We start from the raw sequence: 16,501 nt of genomic DNA, 5'->3' as shown, positions 1-16,501 counted from the left end.
GCCCCCGCCCCCCGGTTTCGCGCCGGCCCCGGGCCTCCCGGCCCCGCCGACCCCCGGGCCTCCCGGCCCCTGGTCTCGCACATCCGCCCGCACCCATTGTCTGCTCATAGGGAGTGTTGACCCCGATGTCCCCCAAGCACGGCGGCCCTCCGCCGTCCAGCCCTCCGCCGTCCAGCCCTCCGCCGTCGGGCGGCGGCCCCGCGCCGTCCGGCGTTGGACCGCCGGTGGCCGGCGGGGTGTTCGCCCGGGTCGCCGGGTTCTCCTACCGCTACCGCAAGTCCGCGCTGGCCCTGTGGCTGCTGGTGCTGGTCGCCGTCTGGGGGCTCGCCTCGGTGGCCGGAGACGACTACCGGGAGGACTACTCGCTGCCCGGCACCGAGTCCCAGCGCGCCCTTGAGCTGTTGGCGGAGCACGGCTCGCAGCAGGGCGGCGACACCGTCCAGATCGTGCTGCACGACCCGGACGGGCTGGCGCGCGCCGAGACCAGGGCGCGCGTCGAGCCGATGCTCGCCGAGGTGGCCGAGCTGCCCGGCGTCACCGGGGTGGCCAGCCTCTTCGACCAGCCGGGGGCGCTCGCCGACGACGAGACCGTCGGCTACGCCACCGTCGGGCTTGAGCTGCCGGCCGAGCAGGTCCCGGCCGAGGACGTGCGTCGGGTGCTGGACACCGCCCAGACGGTGGCCGGCGACGGCATCCAGGTGGAGCTGGGCGGCGATGCCGCGCGCCAGCTCGCCGAGGGGGAGGGCGGTGCCGCCGAGGGGCTCGGCATCATGGCCGCGCTGGTCATCCTGGTCTTCATGTTCGGCTCGGTGATCGCCGCCGGGCTGCCGGTGATCACGGCGCTGTTCGCGGTCGGCACCACGCTGGGTGCCATCGTGCTGGCCTCGCACGCCTTCACCATCGCCGACTACACCGTGTACGTGATGATGCTGGTCGGTCTCGGCGTGGGCATCGACTACGCCTTGTTGATCTTCACCAGGTACCGCGCCGAGCTGGTCGCCGGGCACGGTTCGGCGGTGGCGACCCGCCGGGCGCTGGACGCGGCCGGCCGGACGGTGTTCTTCGCCGGCTGCACGGTGATCGTCGCGCTGCTGGGCCTGGTCGCGCTGGGGCTCGGCTCGCTGCAGGGGATCGCGCTGTCCGTGGCGTTGACCGTACTGGCCACCATGCTCGGTTCGTTGACGCTGCTGCCGGCGCTGCTGGGCATCTTCGGCGAGCGGTTCGCCCGCACCTTCCCGGCGCGCGACGCCAAGCGGGCCGGGCGGGGCAAGGCACCGGTCGGCACCGCCTGGCGCCGGCTGGGCGGCGCCGTGCAGCGGCGCCCGCTGATCGCGCTGGTGGCCGCCGTGGGCGCGCTGCTCGCGCTGGCGGCGCCGGCGCTCGGCCTGCGGCTCGGCATGGGGGACCCGGGCAACGACGCGGCCGAGTCCACCAGCCGCAAGGCGTACGACCTGCTGGCCGAGGGCTTCGGCCCGGGCTTCAACGGGCCGCTGATCATCCTCGCGCACGGCGGCGACCAGGGTGCCGAGGCGGCGGCCGGGCTGGCGGCCGAGCGGCTGCCGGAGGTGGCCGGGGTGACGGCGGTCACCCCGCCGTCGTTGACCGAGGACGGCGAGGTCGCCACGCTGATCGTGTTCCCCGACTCCGCACCGCAGGACGAGGCGACCACCGAGCTGGTGCACGAGCTGCGCGACGAGGTGCTGCCCGTGTGGGGCGCCGAGACCGGTGCCGAGTACCTGGTCGGCGGCTCGACGGCCGCCACCCAGGACTACGCCCAGAAGGTCGCCGACCGGATGCCGCTCTTCGTGGCGATCGTGGTCGGGGTCTCGGTGCTGCTGTTGTTGGTCGTCTTCCGTTCGGTGTGGATTCCGTTGAAGGCCGCGCTGCTCAACCTGCTGAGCATCGGGGCCGCGCTGGGTGCCATGACGCTGGTCTTCCAGGAGGGCTGGTTCGGCGTGGATCCGGGGCCGATCGAGGCCTTCCTGCCGGTGATGATCTTCGCCATCGTCTTCGGTCTCTCCATGGACTACGAGATCTTCCTGGTCTCCCGGATGCACGAGGAGTGGGAACGGCACCGGGACCACCAGCTGGCCGTCCGGGAGGGCCTGGCCCACACCGGCGCGGTGATCAGCGCCGCCGGCGCGATCATGGTGGTGGTCTTCGGTGCCTTCATGCTCAGCCCGGACCGGATGTTGCAGCAGATGGGCTTCGGCATGGCGGTCGCCATCCTGGTGGACGCGGTGGTCATCCGTTGCCTGATCGTCCCCGCCGCGATGCAGTTGCTCGGTCGGCACGCCTGGTGGCTGCCGGGGTGGCTCGGCCGGCTGTTGCCGAAGGTGGAGCTGGAGCGGCACGAAGAGCCGGCGGCCCGGCCGGAGTCGGGGGCCCGGGGCGTCGCGGAGCCGGCGCCCCGGCGATGAAATCCGCGTAGATTCCGGCGACCACGCTGGGGCTGGGCGAACTGGCCAGCCCCAGCGGCCGTTTGGCCCGGCGCAGCGCCCGGGCGACCAGCGTGCCCGCGGTGGCCAGCCGTTCCGCGCGCTGGTCGGCCGGCGCCTCGCGGACGGCGGTGGCCTGGCGGACCACGTCGGTGAAGACCGACTGGACGCGCTTGTAGGCGAGATACCGGGGCAGGTCCCGGGCCAGCCCCTCGGCGGCGCCGGGCAGCCGCTGTTCGACTGCGGCGGCCCAGCGGACCACCATCGCCTGCTGCTGACGCTCCGGGTAGTCCATCAGGTGGAGGTGCGTCGCCAAGTCGTAGAGCGGGTCGCCAATCATCGCCAACTCCCAGTCAATCGTCCAGAGTTGGCGGTCAACTTCGGCGACGATCAGATTGTCGCGGTGCAGGTCGCCGTGGAGCAGGCAGAACGGCCGGTTGGTCATTCGCGCCGCCTCCCGGGCCAGCGGGCCGGTCACGCTCAGTACCTCGGGATCAACGCCGAGGGTCTGAAACAGGCCGCCCAGTGTCGCCTGGTGTCGGGCGTAGACCCGCTGACGGGTGAAGCGCGTCAGGCCGCGCAGGAACTCCCGGCTGGTGCCGGGGCGCTCGGCTTCCGGGCAGCTGTGGAACAGCGCCATGGCGCTCGGAGGTATCCGGGCCAGCTGCCCGAACAGGTCGGCCAGCTGGTCGAGTTCGGTGGTGGCGAGCGGCGTGCCGGGCGGTCGCACGGCGGACAGCGGCTCGCCTTCGATAAAGCCGTGCACCCTGGTGCCGTCGGGGCCCAGGCGGTACACCGGGGCGATGCGCTCCATGCCCAGCAGGGCGAGCTCGATCAGCACGTCCTCCTCGTCACGGAAGCAGCGCGGGTCGAAGCGGGTGACGCCCGGGCGGGTCCGCCCGGCCTTGATTCTGCCCTCGATGGGGAGTTGGCCCTCGGCGGGGAGCACCTGCCAGTCGCGGTGGTGCCCGCGAAGGAGGTGCCCGGACAACGGTTGGCTCATGATGGTCGCTTTCCGGCGTTGGGTTCGTTACGGGTAGCGATACCGTACGCCGGTACAAGCGGACTGTTGATGGCTCAAAAGGGTGCATCTGCCGACCCGTCGGGATGACCGACGGCGGCCAGTACGCACTGGAGGGAGCGCACCACGCACTCCGCGCCGGCCGCGCGAAACGCGTCCTCCCCGGCGTCGTCGAGCGCGTAGCCGAGGAACGGGACCCCCGCCGCGGTGGCGGCGCCGTGGTCGGCGAGGCTGTCGCCGATCATCAGCGAACGGGCCGGGGACACCCCGGTGGCGGCGAGCGCCCGCAGCACCGAGTCGGGGTGTGGTTTCAGCCGGGCGAGATCGGCGGTCCGGCCGAAGACCCGGCCGCCGAGGAAACCGGTCAGCCGCTGCCGCTCCAGGTAACGGAGCGCGGCCAGCGGCGAGTTGTTGGTGGCGATGGCGACCTGCCGGCCACGGGTGGCGAGCGCCGCGATCAGCGCGGCGGCGTAGGGAGTGGGGCGGGCGGAGCCGGCGGCGCTGATCTCCTCCTGGGTGAGCGCCGCCTCCAGGCGGTCCACCGCCCCCCGGTGCGGCCGCTGCCGTGCTATCTCGCGCAGCACCCGGTGCGGGTCGCGGGAGGCCCGAAGCTCCGCGGTCAACAGCGGGGTGAGGGCCAACTCCCCGACCAGGGACCGGAGTCTGACGGCCACCGACTCGGCGGAGCGCACCGCGAAGAGCTGGCAGACGGGACCGTCGAAGTCGAAGAGAACACAGTGTGCGTTACTAATGAGTCCCCTCATCTAACCGAGTGTGAGCGGTTGTGCCAGCGTTGACCAGAGGGACGTGAACCACTGGTGGGACTCTTCAACAAAGGCGGTGTCCTCGGTGGAGCGGAACACCTTCGAGTTGAGCCCGAGCACGTCGTAGATCTCCAGTTGCTGCCGCTCGTACTCGATCACCCGGGAGACCACCTGGTAGTAGGCGGTCAGCACCTCGGTGCCGTTCAGCAGGTAGACCTTCTGGACGGGGGTGATCGGCACCTCCCTGATCTCCACCGTCACCTGGGGCACCAGGCGCATCTCGGCGAGCGAGGTCAACTGGTGGCGGAGTGAGGTGGAGAAGGTCTGGGTCAGCTGGCGCAGCCGGTCCCTGGGGCGCTGGTCGTCCGGGTCGGCGACCAGCCGGGGGTAGGCCGGCGGCGCGTCCGGGCTGGGCAGCAGCACCCGCACGGTGATCGAACGGGGCGTCAACTCGCCGGCGGAGATGGCGATCAACGGGGCGGCCAGGGCCGAGTTGAGCGTCTCCGTGGTGAGGCAGAACGCGTCGATGGTGATGTCCTTGGACTGGAACGCCACCGCGATCCGGTCGGCCACCTCGACCCCGGCCGGCCGGGGGCTGTCCCCGCCGGGCAGCGCGACCACCGCCGGCGCGCCCCGGCCCCGGGCGGCGATGTACCCGTCCCGCTCCAGGGCGGCCAGGGCGGCGCGCACCGTCGTCCGGTTGACCCGGAACTCCTCGACGAGGGCCCGCTGGGTGGGCAGCTTGGCGCGCGGCGGCAGCTCGCCCGACCGTATGCGGTCGCGCAGCACCCCGGCGATGTGGTCGGGAGAGAACGGATCACCGAACGGATCGGGAAGCTCGCTCTCCGGGACGGTCTCCTGACTCACGCCGTCACCATACAACTTTCGGCCAGATGCGGAAGGTTGATATGAGGACGTTTCCGCGAGCCGACCAACTGGGGAAAACATTCATATAGTTGGCGAACAACTTAGCCAACTTCTCGGAGTTTCCGGGAGTTAACTGAAGTTGACGTGATGTAAGGAGGGGTCATGCTCGTTTCCACCATCATCGTGGCTGCCTTCGGCATCGCGACGGAGCAAGCGGTGGAGGTCCAGTACGGACTGCCGGGGTTGATCGGACTGTTGATACTGCGCACGGGCCTGCGGAAGCGGAACTTCACCTGTGCCTGTGTGGGAACCACTGTGCTGGTCACGCTGGTGGTGGGCTCCCTCTGACGGGAGCCCACCCAACCGGTGCGGGGGGTTCGGCGACGAAGCGGCGTGCGACGTCCAGGTGATCGCACGGCCCGGAACGGCAGGGGAGCCGAACCGAGGACCGGGATCAGAAGATGTCAGGGCACCAGGGGCGGCGGCCCGTGCGGAAGAGTAGATCCGCGCGGTCCGCCGCCCCGTTCGTGTGCTCCGCCACCAACTCGGCGGCCACCAGCGCGGCGACCGAGTCCTCCCCCAGGTAGAACCGGCCCAACGTGCCCACGTCCAGCGTCAGGTCGGCGCTCCTGGTGGTCGCCGCGCACGACGCGCCGTCCGGCCCGGCCGACAACAGGAACCGGCCCCCGGCCAGCCCCAACGGGTCCCGCACCTCAAGCACCAGCTCCCCCGCGGCCGGATAGCTGCGGGCGGTCAACAGCGCCGGCACGTCCAGCGGACGCAGCCACAGCTGGTCCCCGGTCTCCACCACCGAGGCGGCCCGCGGGTCCGGCAGCAGCAGCGGCAGCGGCGCGTCCGGCCGGGCCGGCCCGCTGTCCACCGTCGTCACCCAGTCCAGCGACAACAGCAGCCGCCACAGCGCCCGCTCCGCCGCGTCGTCCGCCGCGTACATCAGCCGCACGGTGGCCGTACCGTCCGGCAGCCCGGTGTCCCAGTCCTTGGCCACGGTGAAGCAGACCACGCCGCGCGGGGTGCCGTCGGCGTCCCGGTACACCGCGTTCAGCGTGGCCGGCGGCGCCGGCGAGGTGGTGATCTGCCGGGTGATCCGGTCCCAGTGGAAGTCGTTCCGGTCCACCATGCCCGGCGTGCCGGCCCGGCAGTTGGCGTGCAGCTCCGGCAGGAGCCGTCGGACCTCGGCGTCCTCCACCATGCTCAGCTCGCCGGCCAGCCCGGCCGTCGACCAGCTGCCGTCCCAGCCGGACCGCGCCTTCCGCACCCGCCAGTTGACGAAACCGGTGGCCGGGCCGAAGCCGAACCTGCCGTAGATCCGGTACTCGGCGGCGATCAGCGTGGCCACCGGCTCGCCGCGCTCCTTGGCGGCCCGCAGGTCCGGCAGCATCATCCTGGTCAGCAGCCCGCGGCGGCGGTGGGTCGCGGTCACCGTCACCGCCGACACCGCGTTGGCTGACACCTGGCCACCCCCCACCGTGGTGACCCGCTGCGGGAAGCTGTTGAAGGTGGCCACGCAGCGGTCCCCGTCGAAGAAGCCGACCGCCCGGCTCAGCTCCTGGCGGGCCAGCCGCAGCTCCATCTCCTCCTGGGACACGTCGGCGCCTCGGTCGAGGAAACCGGTGAACACCCCGCGCACCCACGCGCTGGCGGCGTCCCGGTCCCCAGCGACGGCGCGCATCTCTAGCTCAGCCATGCCGCCGACCCTAGGCAACGTTTTCACGCCGGGGCCAACGAGTTGTTCTCGGCCGGATCGGCCGATCGCCCCACCCGGCCCCGCCGGCCGAAGACCGCCGGACCCACCGGCCGAGGCCGCCCCCCTGGATCGCCGCCGCCCGCCGGACCAACGGGACTGTCGGACCGGTCTGTTAGCTTCTGGGGTCAACAACCGCTGCTGCGGGGAGGGGGACGCGTGGGCGTCTGGGAGCACATGTGGGTGGCGCGGCCGGAGTCGCTGGGGATGTCGCGCGAGCGGGTGGCCGACCTCTGCGCCGACCTGCTGGCGGAGCGGCTGGTGCGGCCGGAGTGGTCCGTGGTCTCCGGCCGGCTGGGCGACACCTCTCCGCTGGGTCTCGGCCTGGCCGTGGAGCGGCACCGGCGGGCCCAGACCGCGCCGGAGACCGAGCCGCCGGTCACCCGCCGGGAGCTGGGGGAGGCCGTGACGGTCGAGGCCACCGGCACGGCGGTCGGGCCGCTGGTGGCGGCGATCACCGCGGTGCCGGACGACGGCCGGGACTTCGGCGTGTACTTCCCCGGTCTCGACCTCGACAATCGGCGGCTGGCCAACGCCTACCCGGGCATCAGCGACCCGGAGGTCGCGGTCCTCTCGCTGGCCGAGCCGACCGAGCTGCTGGAGATGGTGGACAACCCCGACTTCCTGCACCCCGACGGCGGCATCCGGCCGGGCGAGGAGCCGACCCTCGTCCACCAGCACCAGGCCCGGAGCTTCTTCAGCACGTACCAGAAGGGCGGCCCCGACACTCCGCAGGGTCCGCTCCTGGACGTCCTGATCCGGCATCTGGGCGCGGAGGCGCTGACGGGCTGCGCGTTCTACTGACCGGGACCCCGGGCCTGGCCCACTGACACCGGCCCACCGATCCCGGCCCACAGACACCCGTCCGCCGGGCCCTGGCGGGAGCGCCCCTCGCCCGGAGCGCGGCGCCTCCGCCCGGAGCGCCGCTCCTCAGAAGGCCGCCCTGACCTCGCCCACCGGCTCGCCACCGCCCAGCACCGGGGTGTCCGGCAGCGCGCCCGCCTCGACGCCCAGCGCGGCCAGCACCCGCCCGGTGACCGCGTTGGCCGCCCGGCCGGCGCCGTCCTCGACCTTGAGCGCGAACGCCCGCCCGTCCGGCAGCGCCACCGCCTGCACCCCCTCGGCGCCGCCCTTGGCCAGCAGGCCGGGCACCGCCCGCATCAGCACGGTGTCCAGCCGGCCCTCGCCGGCCACGTACTCCGGGTGCGCCCGCATCGCGTCCGCCACCCGCCGCAGCGGATCGTCGGCCGGCCCCAGCACCGCCGCCCGGAACGCCCGGGCCAGCCCGGTCGCCGAGAGCGCCGACAGCGGCGCACCGCAGCCGTCCACCCCGACCGTCGTCTCCGGCTCCCCGGTGTACTCCACCACCGTCCGGCGGGCCAGCCGCTGCATCGGGTGCTCCGGGTCCAGGTAGTCGGCCACCGGCCACTCGTTGACCACCGAGGCCGCCAGCCAGGCCGCGTGCTTGCCCGAGCAGTTCATCGCCAGCCGGCCGCGCGGCCCGGGACCTGCGCCGAAGTCGGGCGCCTCCTCGGGACAGCGCAGCGCCGCCGCGGTCAGCCCGTGCTCGGCCAGCATCCGGTCGGCCAGCCGCTGGTGGAGCTCCGCCCCGCGGTGGCTCGCCGCCGCCAACGCCAACCGCTCGTCGGCCAGCGGCAGCCCGGCCCGCAGCACGGCCGCCGCCTGCATCGGCTTGTTGCTCGACCGGGGGAAGATCGGCTCGGCCACCTCACCCACCGACCACTCGACCCGGCCGTCCGCCGCCAGCACCACCAGCGAGCCGCGGTGCCGGCTCTCCACGAACCCCGACCTGACCACCTCGGCCAGCACCGGCAGATCGGGGCCGCGGCTCACTCGGGGGGCGCTCGCTGGGATGGTCATCGCGCAGGGTCCTTCCGCCGGCTCAACACAGCAGGTCGTCGACCTGTGCCTCGCCCTCACGGTACCGTCGGGCGATCTCGGCCCCGCAGCCGTCCGCCGTCCGGTGCAGCGCCTGGCGGCGGCGGGAGACCCGTTCCTCGTACTCGGCCAGCCGGGCCAGCGCCGTGGCCAGCTCGGCGTCGTCCAGCCCGCTCAGGTCGGACAGCTCGACCTCGGCCAGCACCTCGTCGGCGAGCCGGCGGTAGCGCTCGCTCGCCGGGGTGCCCAGCGTGACGTGGCGGGCGGAGGAACGCTGCCGGGACGGGCCGTCGGCCAGGATCAGCGGCAGCTGGTCCAGCAGCCCCGAGTCCTGCCCGCCGCGGCGCCGCCCCTCCGCCTGCAGGATGTCGATGCGGCCCTGCAACAGCCGCCGCACGAAACTCAGATCGGCCTCCTCGCGCTGCGCGGACCGGCGCAGCTCGCGCAGCTGCGGCAGGCTCAACCCGCGCAGGCCCCCGCCGCCCCCACCCCCGCCTGGCTCGTCGGCCTCGTCGGACAGGGCCACCCCGCAACCTCCCGCCTCCGGCTCCCGGTGCGGAGCCCTGGCGCTCGGTACGGTGGTGGGCTGCGAGCCGGATCCCGGTGTGATCATGCGCAATTGTCCCCTCGTCCCCATTTCGGTGCCGTGGTGCGGTACGTACCCCGTGCACGCATCGTGTCACTGTGTACCCGCCGTGTGCAGCGGGTTGGCACCCATCCGGCGCTGCCGTCGTGCGAGGGAACGTTCCGCCAGTGCGCTCCGGCATGATGTCCCCATGCGAGCGGTGGTACAGCGGGTGGACGGCGCCTCGGTGACGGTGGACGGCGAGACGGTCGGCGAGATCGAGGGCGAGGGACTCTGCGTCCTGGTCGGGGTCACCCACCAGGACACCCCGGAGACCGCCGTCCGGCTGGCCCGCAAGCTGTGGACCCTCCGGGTGCTGGACGGCGAGCGGTCCGCCTCGGACAGCGGCGCCCCGCTGCTGGTCGTCTCGCAGTTCACCCTCTACGGTGACGCCCGCAAGGGGCGCCGCCCGACCTGGGCCGCGGCGGCGCCGGGCGAGGTGGCCGAGCCGCTGGTCGACACCGTCTGCGACACGCTGCGCGCCCTGGGCGCCACCGTCGCCACCGGCCGGTTCGGCGCCCAGATGCGGGTGGGCCTCACCAACGACGGCCCGTTCACGGTGCTGCTGGAGCTCTGACACCCGCTCAGGGCTCGACGATCAGCTCCTGGGCCGCCGGCGTCCGGTCGGCCAGCAACTCGGCGTCGGCCGGCACGTTCCGCTTCACCACGGCCAGCGCGATCGGGCCCAGCTCGTGGTGGCGGGCCGAGGTGGTGATCCGGCCCAGCTGCCGGCCCTCCGGCCCGTCGGCCGCCAACCGCACCGGGGCGCCTGGCTCGGGCAGCACCACCTCGCTGCCGTCCAGGTGCAGGAAGACCAGCCGCCGCGGCGGCTTGCCCAGGTTCTCCACCCGGGCCACCGTCTCCTGTCCCCGGTAGCAGCCCTTGTGCAGGTGGACCGCGGTCTCCAACCAGCCCAGCTCGTGCGGGATGGTGCGGTGGTCCGTCTCCAGCCCCAGGCGCGGGCGGTGGCCCTCGACCCGCAGCGCCTCGAAGGCCAACACCCCGACCACCGGGCCGTGCGCGGCGGCGAAGTCGGACAGCTCGGCGCGCGGCAGGAAGAGGTCCCGGCCGTGCGGCGTCTCCCGGACCACGACGCCGGCCGGGGCCTCGACGATGGACCCGGCCGGCAGGTGGACCACGGCGAACTCGGCCGTCCGGTCCGCCACCTCGACCCGGTAGAAGAACTTCATGCTCTCCAGGTAGCCGAGCAGCGCGGCGGCCGCGCCCGGCTCGGTGTGCACCCAGGTGGTCTCGCCGTCGTCCACCAGGTACAGCACATGCTCGATATGGCCCTTGGCGGACAGGATCAACGCCTCGGTGGCCTGCTCCGGGGCCAGGCGCTCCACATGCTGGGTGAGCAGCAGGTGGAGCCAGCTCAGCCGGTCGGGGCCGGTGACCGTGAGTACCTCGCGATGCGACAGGTCCACCAGACCCTCGCCCTTGGCCAGCGCCCGCTGTTCGCGGAAGAGGTCCCCGTAGTGGGCCGCTACTCCGACATCCGGCTCCCGCGCGGCGACCGCGCCCGGCAGCTCCAACAGGGGACTGGCATACGACGACATGCCAGCAAGCCTACGGCGTCCGCGCCCGCGCCGGCCGGGCCCGTCAGGGGCCGGCGGCAGCCGGCCCTACGAGCCGGCCGCCTCGCCCGCCTCGCCCGCCTTGCCCGGCTCCTCGGCGGCGGCCGTCGCCGCGCACTCGGCGCAGCGTCCGAAGATCGCGAAGTGCCGCAGGTCCGTCTCGAAGCCGAACCGCTCGCGCAGCGCCTCGGCGAACGGCTCCGCCAGCGCCAGCTCCGCCTCGATCACCCGCTCGCAGTCCCGGCACATCAGGTGCAGGTGGTCGTGCCGCTCGGCCAGGTGGTAGGTGGGGGCGCCGTGCCCGATGTGCGCGTGCGAGACCAGGCCCAGCTCCTCCAGCAGCTCCAACGTCCGGTAGACGGTCGAGATGTTGACCCCGCCGGCGGTCTTGCGAACCTCGGCCAGGATGTCCTCGGGCGTGGAGTGGTCCAGCCGGTCGACGGCCTCCAGCACCAGCTGCCGCTGCGGCGTCAGCCGGTAACCGCGATTGCGCAGATCTTCCTGCCAGTCGGTGCTCACCACGGGGCCAGTGTAGAAGGGGACGGCGGGTAGGGGGATCGGACGAGGGCACGCTGCGCCGGCGCGGAGCCGCCGGAGGAGGGGCACGGACCCCGCCCGAGGGGAATCGGCGGGGTCCGTGCGAGGAGGCAGGCCCCATCCTGCTCCGCCCGGCGTCAAACCGCCGTAAGGAACGGCCACCGCGCCGGGCATAGTGGGCGGGAGAGCGCGCCAGCGGACGGCGCGTCAATGGAAGGGGTGGTGACCGGTGGATCTCCGACTGGCCGACCGGGTCTACGTGGTGACGGGTGGCAGCAGGGGCCTGGGCCGGGCGACGGCCGAGGCGCTGGTCGCCGACGGGGCGCGGGTGGTGCTGGCCGCGCGGGACGCGGACGCGGTGGCCGACGCGGTCGCCGAGTTGGGTGCGGAGCGAGCGGCCGGGCTGGCGCTCGACCTGGCGGACACGGACACCCCGGCGCGGCTGCTCGGGCTGGCCAGGGAGCGCTTCGGCCGGTTCGACGGCGCGTTGGTCTCGGTCGGCGGGCCGCCGCCGGCCACCGCGGCCGGCGCGACCGACGCGCAGTGGCGGGCGGCGTTCGAGAGCGTCTTCCTCGGCTCGGTCCGGGCCGGCCGGGTCTTCGCCACCGAGCTGGCCGCCGGCGAGGGCGGCGCGGTGGGCCTGGTGCTCTCCACCTCGGTCCGCTCGCCGGTCACCGGGCTGGGCATCTCCAACGGGCTGCGCCCCGGCCTTGCCATGGTGGCCAAGGACCTGGCGGACGAGTTCGGCCCGCGCGGGGTGCGGGTGCTGGGGCTGATGCCGGGCCGGGTGGCCACCGACCGGATGCGGCAGCTCGACGCCGGATCCGACGAGGCCGGCCGGCGTCGGACCCTGGCGGGCATCCCGCTGGGCCGCTACGGGGAGCCCGCGGAGTTCGGCCGGGTCGCCGCCTTCCTGCTGTCGCCGGCGGCGAGCTATGTCACCGGCACCGTGGTCCCGGTGGACGGCGGCGCGCTGCGCACCCTCTGACGTCGGCGGTGGGGTCGCGGGCCGGCGGCCCCACCCGCCCGCGGCCTCCGCGCGGGCGCGCGACGGCCTACTTGAAGAAGGCGATGCCGTCGTCCGGCAGGTTCTCCAGGTCGCCGATCCACTCCCGCGGGTCGACGGCCTTCTTCAGGTGCGCCGACATGTAGGGCCGCAGCGGCACTTCGGGCGTGGCCTTCTCACCGACCCACATCAGGTCGCCGTTGACGTAGCCGTAGAGCCGCTTGCCGCCGACGTACGGCGGGGACGCCTCGGTGCGGGCGATGGCGTCGGTGGCCAGGTCGATCTGCGGCTTGCCCTCGGCCAGCGCGCCGTACCAGACCTCGACCACGCCCTGGTCGCGCACCAGCACCGCCTCGATCTGGCGCCGGGCGTCGATCCGCCAGAAGCCGTGCTCGGTCTCCAGCGGGACCGTCCGCTGGCCGGCCTCGTCCAGCCGCCAGGAGCGGGCGGTGAACTCCAGGAAGTCCCGGCCGTCGTGGCTGAAGGTGACCTGCTGGCCGAAGTTGCTGGCCTCCTCGCCGGGGAAGTCGGCGACCCCGGCGCCCTGCCAGGTGCCGAGGAGGAAGGCGAGCGGCACCAGGGACGGGTCGAGATCGGCGGGGATCTCGATCATCGTCAGCGCTGGCCCTGGTAGAGCTTCACCACGACCAGCCCGGTGAACGCGGCGGTGCCGACGGCCACCAGGACCATCAAGGTGATGAAGAATGCCTCAAGCACGGCGTCGCTCCTTGCGCTCGGCCCGAATGTGAAGAACGGTCGCGGCCGAGTCTAGTGGTCATCGTCCGGGGAATCTCAGTGAGGTGGGCCGCCCGAGACGCACCCCCGGTAGTACCTTGACCGTTTTGTGATCACCGCGACTGAACGTGTACGGCCGCTCTCGCGTCTAAGCGCGTGGAAAGGATGTGATCATGAGTTGTCCAAATTGTGGCGGGACCATGTATCAGGGTCCGCAGGGAGACTGGGTCTGCGCTACCTGCGGCACGACTCGCTAGCCCACTAGCCCACCCGGCTACGGTGGTCTCATGGCTCAGACGGCGCAGCAGTTGGTGATCAAGGTGACGGCGGGGGCGGACGCCCCCGAGCGTTGCTCACAGGCGTTCACGGTGGCCGCGGTGGCGGCGGCCAGCGGAGTGCGCGTCTCGTTGTGGCTGACCGGGGAGTCGGCCTGGTTCGCGTTGCCCGGCAGGGCCGCGGAGTTCCAGCTTCCCCACGCCGCGCCGCTGCCGGAGCTGATCGAGGCGATCAGGGCCGAGGGCCGGGTCACCCTGTGCACGCAGTGCGCGGCGCGCAGGGGGATCAAGGAGGAGGACGTGATCGAGGGGGTACGCATCGCCGGGGCGCAGGTCTTCGTGAGCGAGATCATGCCGGACGGGGTGCGGGCCCTGGTCTACTGAGCCGTCTTCGGCCGGGCCGCGCGAGGCGCGGGGCCCGACCCGCAAGGACCGCCCACTACCGACCACGGGGCAACATCCAACGGGGGGAAACGAGAGGCCGCGCCCGGCGAGGGCGCGGCCTTCGTACGTGTGCGCCGGCCACGTCACCGCCCGCGGCGCGGGGGCGTCGGCCGGGGCCGGCCGGTCTCAGACGGCGATGGCGACCTCGGTCAGCCCGCCCCGCTGGGCGACGACCTTCCGGTCCGCGGTGCCGCCCGGCACCAGGGCCCGGACCGTCCAGGTCCCCTCGGCCGCGTAGAACCGGAACTGCCCGGTGGCCGAGGTCGGCACCTCGGCGGTGAACTCCCCGGTGCTGTCAAGCAGACGGACATAGCCGGTCACCGGCTCGCCGTCCCTGGTGACCGAGCCCTGGATGGTGGTCTCCCCGGCCTTGACGCCGCTGGCGTCGGGGCCGCCGGCCTTCGCTCCGCACATGGCTGTTCCCTCTTTCTCGGCTGATCTCCGGGCGGTTCCCACACGGGAGCCGCCAGCTGGCGGGGCCGGACCGGCCGGCCCCGCGCGCCCGCACCCCCTACTTGGCGGGGCCGGTCTCCACCGGCACGCCGACCAGCGAGCCGTACTCGGTCCAGGAGCCGTCGTAGTTCTTCACGTTGGGCTGGCCGAGCAGCTCGTGCAGCACGAACCAGGTGTGCGCGGAGCGCTCCCCGATGCGGCAGTAGGCGATGGTGTCCTGCGCCAGGTCCACGCCCTCACCCTCGTACAGCGCGGTCAGCTCGTCGTCGGAGCGGAAGGTGCCGTCGTCGTTGGCCGACTTGGACCAGGGGATGTTCCGGGCGCTGGGCACGTGGCCGCCGACCTGGGACTGCTCCTGCGGCAGGTGTGCCGGGGCGAGCAGCTTGCCGCTGAACTCGTCGGGGGAGCGGACGTCCACCAGGTTCTTGTTGCCGATCGCGGCGACGACCTCGTCGCGGAAGGCGCGGATCGAGGTGTCCTGCGGCTGCGCCCGGTACTCGGTGGCGGCCCGGGTCGGCACCTCGGCGACCAGGTCGCGGGAGTCCAGCTCCCACTTCTTGCGCCCGCCGTCCAGCAGCCGGACGTCGCTGTGGCCGTACAGCTTGAAGTACCAGTAGGCGTAGGCGGCGAACCAGTTGTTGTTGCCGCCGTAGAGGACGACGGTGTCGTCGTTGGCGATGCCCTTGGCGGAGAGCAGCTTCTCGAAGCCCTCCTGGTCGACGAAGTCGCGCCGGACCGGGTCCTGGAGCTCCTGCTTCCAGTCGATCCGGATCGCGTTCCTGATGTGGTTCTTCTCGTAGGCCGAGGTGTCCTCGTCGACTTCCACGAGCACGACCTTCGGGTCGTCGAGGTGGGCCTGGACCCAGTCGGCGTCCACCAGGACGTCACTGCGGCTCATGCTGGTATCTCCTTGGGGCGATTCGGGCGGGAAGGGGCCACCGCAGAGGTCGCACACGCGCTGCGTCGGGCGGCGGGCCGCACGAGGCGAACGCGGCGCGGCGGCGGGAGGGCGGGGGAATCAGCCGAGGCGGCGACAGAGCATGGCCGAGACGCGGCAGAGATCCACCGCGCGTCGCTTGGTGAGCCCCCCGGCGGGGGTGCCCGTCGCCTGCCGCATCATGTCCGCGATCGTACGGATCGCGCCTCCCGGCTGTCACCGGTGTTCCGCATGATGAGACGCAAATGACTGCTATCTGGGATGTGGACTACGGGCGGCCCTCGGCCGGGCGCGCCGGGTGGCGGCTCAGCCGCCCACCGTCACGTCCGCGCCGTCCACGATCACCCGCAGCCCGTCCTCGCTCGGCTCCAGCGCGGAGACGGCCAGCCCCTCCGGCAGCCCCGAGATGGTGCGCTCCTGGTCCAGCTGCCCGTGCACCGCCTCGCGCAGCTGGTCGTTGGCGATGTCGGGCAGCTCGCCCTCGGCCACCCCGAGGGTCACCACCTCGCCGTCCAGCCGCAGCTCGCCGGTCACCTCGCCGACGTCCAGGGTCTGCCCCAGGGCGCTGGCCTGGAGGACCAGCTGGAGCCGCCCCTCGCCCGCGTACTCGAACTCCACCCCGAAACCGTTGCCGCTCACCGCGAGCAGCTCGCCGTAGGCGCGGGTCAGCTCGGCGTAGCTGATCATCCCCTCGCCGTGCGCCGTCTCCGCGGTGGCCCGCCGGTAGCCGTCGGACAGCTCCACGTTGTCCAGCTCGATGTCCAGATCGTGGATGTTCAGCTCCTGGTCGTCCACCGAGGCCGCGTAGTCGCCGACGCCGAGGGTGACCCTGTCCAGTTCGCTGCCGAGCACCTGGGTCAGGAACGGGAAGCCCTTGATCGACACCGCCGGCTCGCTGGCCAGCCCCAGCCGGTCCTGCGCTCTCGCGGCCACCTCGCCCTCGGTCACCCAGAGCGCCACCCGGTCGGCGACCACGCCGAGGACGGCGAGGACGACGACCACGATCAGGCTTATTCGCAGTGCGCGCATCGGGTGGTGAACCCCCAGGATCAAGTAGGTCCGAAAGCGTCGCGAGCCTAACCCGTCGGCCGACCCGGTCGGGAGCGCGGACGGTGGCTTGCAGCACGCCCGTTACACGCTCCCCCCGGCCCCCCGGCCCCC

At 73.1% G+C, this 16,501-nt stretch carries 18 protein-coding genes and 1 pseudogene; 6 read left to right on the top strand and 13 right to left on the bottom strand.

Annotation, left to right across the window (positions count from 1 at the left end; all coding sequences use genetic code 11):
• The first annotated feature begins 125 nt into the window (after positions 1-125).
• Positions 126-2,420 carry an MMPL family transporter gene (locus tag RM844_RS31710; RefSeq protein WP_394814641.1) on the top strand — a complete coding sequence of 765 codons (2,295 nt, stop codon included), beginning with the start codon at positions 126-128 and terminating at the stop codon, positions 2,418-2,420.
• A 259-nt stretch (positions 2,421-2,679) separates the two neighbouring features.
• Here RM844_RS31710 and RM844_RS31705 read toward each other — a convergent pair.
• The 3 genes and pseudogenes from RM844_RS31705 to RM844_RS31695 form a co-directional block, all read right to left on the bottom strand.
• A pseudogene (locus tag RM844_RS31705) lies at positions 2,680-3,252 on the bottom strand (aminoglycoside phosphotransferase family protein); the annotation flags it as partial.
• Positions 3,253-3,515: 263 nt separating this feature from the next.
• On the bottom strand, positions 3,516-4,223 hold the full coding sequence (locus tag RM844_RS31700; RefSeq protein WP_311670908.1) for an HAD family hydrolase: 708 nt from the start codon (positions 4,221-4,223) through the stop codon (positions 3,516-3,518).
• Positions 4,224-5,090 carry a winged helix-turn-helix domain-containing protein gene (locus RM844_RS31695; RefSeq protein ID WP_311670907.1) on the bottom strand — a complete coding sequence of 289 codons (867 nt, stop codon included), beginning with the start codon at positions 5,088-5,090 and terminating at the stop codon, positions 4,224-4,226.
• A 162-nt stretch (positions 5,091-5,252) separates the two neighbouring features.
• On the opposite strand from RM844_RS31695, the gene RM844_RS31690 reads away from it, so the two are divergent.
• Positions 5,253-5,438, top strand: a complete 186-nt coding sequence (locus RM844_RS31690; protein ID WP_311670906.1) for a hypothetical protein — start codon at positions 5,253-5,255, stop codon at positions 5,436-5,438.
• Between the two features lie 106 nt (positions 5,439-5,544).
• Here RM844_RS31690 and RM844_RS31685 read toward each other — a convergent pair whose 3' ends face one another.
• Positions 5,545-6,795 (bottom strand): GNAT family N-acetyltransferase, encoded by a 1,251-nt coding sequence (locus RM844_RS31685; RefSeq protein WP_311670905.1) that lies wholly within the window; start codon positions 6,793-6,795, stop codon positions 5,545-5,547.
• Positions 6,796-7,011: 216 nt separating this feature from the next.
• Here RM844_RS31685 and RM844_RS31680 point away from each other — a divergent pair, with 216 nt between their 5' ends.
• Positions 7,012-7,656 (top strand): hypothetical protein, encoded by a 645-nt coding sequence (locus RM844_RS31680; protein WP_311670904.1) that lies wholly within the window; start codon positions 7,012-7,014, stop codon positions 7,654-7,656.
• Between the two features lie 126 nt (positions 7,657-7,782).
• Here RM844_RS31680 and RM844_RS31675 read toward each other — a convergent pair whose 3' ends face one another.
• On the bottom strand, positions 7,783-8,733 hold the full coding sequence (locus RM844_RS31675; RefSeq protein WP_311670903.1) for an asparaginase: 951 nt from the start codon (positions 8,731-8,733) through the stop codon (positions 7,783-7,785).
• Positions 8,734-8,755: 22 nt separating this feature from the next.
• A complete protein-coding gene (locus RM844_RS31670) occupies positions 8,756-9,364 on the bottom strand; it encodes an RsiG family protein (RefSeq protein ID WP_311670902.1) in 609 nt (202 codons plus the stop codon).
• A 163-nt stretch (positions 9,365-9,527) separates the two neighbouring features.
• Here RM844_RS31670 and dtd point away from each other — a divergent pair, with 163 nt between their 5' ends.
• On the top strand, positions 9,528-9,953 hold the full coding sequence (gene dtd / locus RM844_RS31665; RefSeq protein WP_311670901.1) for a D-aminoacyl-tRNA deacylase: 426 nt from the start codon (positions 9,528-9,530) through the stop codon (positions 9,951-9,953).
• Between the two features lie 7 nt (positions 9,954-9,960).
• On the opposite strand, the gene ygfZ is transcribed toward dtd, so the two are convergent.
• Both ygfZ and RM844_RS31655 read right to left on the bottom strand, forming a co-directional pair.
• A complete protein-coding gene (gene ygfZ, locus RM844_RS31660; RefSeq protein ID WP_311670900.1) occupies positions 9,961-10,935 on the bottom strand; it encodes a CAF17-like 4Fe-4S cluster assembly/insertion protein YgfZ in 975 nt (324 codons plus the stop codon).
• 66 nt (positions 10,936-11,001) lie between these two features.
• Positions 11,002-11,475 carry a Fur family transcriptional regulator gene (locus RM844_RS31655; RefSeq protein ID WP_311670899.1) on the bottom strand — a complete coding sequence of 158 codons (474 nt, stop codon included), beginning with the start codon at positions 11,473-11,475 and terminating at the stop codon, positions 11,002-11,004.
• Between the two features lie 244 nt (positions 11,476-11,719).
• Here RM844_RS31655 and RM844_RS31650 point away from each other — a divergent pair, with 244 nt between their 5' ends.
• Positions 11,720-12,478, top strand: coding sequence for an SDR family oxidoreductase (locus RM844_RS31650; protein ID WP_311670898.1), 759 nt, complete (start codon positions 11,720-11,722; stop codon positions 12,476-12,478).
• Positions 12,479-12,545: 67 nt separating this feature from the next.
• On the opposite strand, the gene RM844_RS31645 is transcribed toward RM844_RS31650, so the two are convergent.
• Positions 12,546-13,109, bottom strand: coding sequence for an FABP family protein (locus tag RM844_RS31645; RefSeq protein WP_311670897.1), 564 nt, complete (start codon positions 13,107-13,109; stop codon positions 12,546-12,548).
• A 409-nt stretch (positions 13,110-13,518) separates the two neighbouring features.
• Here RM844_RS31645 and RM844_RS31640 point away from each other — a divergent pair, with 409 nt between their 5' ends.
• A complete protein-coding gene (locus tag RM844_RS31640; protein ID WP_311670896.1) occupies positions 13,519-13,890 on the top strand; it encodes a DsrE family protein in 372 nt (123 codons plus the stop codon).
• A 186-nt stretch (positions 13,891-14,076) separates the two neighbouring features.
• On the opposite strand, the gene RM844_RS31635 is transcribed toward RM844_RS31640, so the two are convergent.
• The 4 genes from RM844_RS31635 to RM844_RS31625 all read right to left on the bottom strand — a co-directional run bounded on the left by RM844_RS31635 (position 14,077) and on the right by RM844_RS31625 (position 16,369).
• Positions 14,077-14,364 (bottom strand): DUF1416 domain-containing protein, encoded by a 288-nt coding sequence (locus RM844_RS31635; protein WP_311670895.1) that lies wholly within the window; start codon positions 14,362-14,364, stop codon positions 14,077-14,079.
• Positions 14,365-14,461: 97 nt separating this feature from the next.
• The gene (locus RM844_RS31630; RefSeq protein ID WP_311670894.1) at positions 14,462-15,301 is read right to left on the bottom strand and encodes a sulfurtransferase; all 840 of its coding nucleotides are present in this window, start codon (positions 15,299-15,301) and stop codon (positions 14,462-14,464) included.
• Between the two features lie 120 nt (positions 15,302-15,421).
• Positions 15,422-15,520, bottom strand: a complete 99-nt coding sequence (locus RM844_RS33675) for a putative leader peptide (RefSeq protein WP_394814642.1) — start codon at positions 15,518-15,520, stop codon at positions 15,422-15,424.
• Positions 15,521-15,646: 126 nt separating this feature from the next.
• A complete protein-coding gene (locus RM844_RS31625; protein ID WP_311670893.1) occupies positions 15,647-16,369 on the bottom strand; it encodes an LmeA family phospholipid-binding protein in 723 nt (240 codons plus the stop codon).
• Between the last annotated feature and the right edge of the window lie 132 nt (positions 16,370-16,501).

This window comes from Streptomyces chisholmiae (assembly GCF_031845445.1).
In the GTDB taxonomy this organism is placed as follows: Bacteria; Actinomycetota; Actinomycetes; order Streptomycetales; family Streptomycetaceae; genus Streptomyces; species Streptomyces chisholmiae.
Note: the sequence above shows the minus strand (reverse complement) of the source record. Positions and strands in the feature narration are given on the sequence as shown.